The organism is Citrobacter sp. TBCS-14 (assembly GCF_005280805.1).
Taxonomy (GTDB): Bacteria; Pseudomonadota; Gammaproteobacteria; order Enterobacterales; family Enterobacteriaceae; genus Citrobacter; species Citrobacter gillenii.
Genome location: NZ_SZWM01000627.1, coordinates 1 through 247 on the forward strand (window position 1 = coordinate 1; position 247 = coordinate 247).

Annotated in this window: 1 protein-coding gene; it reads right to left on the bottom strand. The window is 54.3% G+C overall.

All coding sequences use genetic code 11. The features are described from left to right. Window positions 1-124: 124 nt before the first annotated feature. The coding region (locus tag FDX22_RS20320) for an NfeD family protein (protein ID WP_304571787.1) at window positions 125-247 on the bottom strand (123 nt) is incomplete at its 5' end.

Sequence of the window (247 nt, forward strand, 5' to 3'; positions counted from 1 at the left end):
GTCGTCGCTCCATTTGCAGTCTTCCATATCGAAAGAGGCGAATGCCTGCGGGGCGGCGGTCAGTAACGTGCAAAGGGCAAAGGCAAGGGGTGTCTTCCTGACCATAGTCTTATTTCCTGTCTTTTTAGTGTGATACCGCTTTAATAATCAGGGTTATCCCTTCAACGGCAATGACTTCAACCTGCGTTCCGGCGCTCAAATCGTCGCGGGCGCTGACGGGCCAGGAACTGTCGCCGACGCGCATATG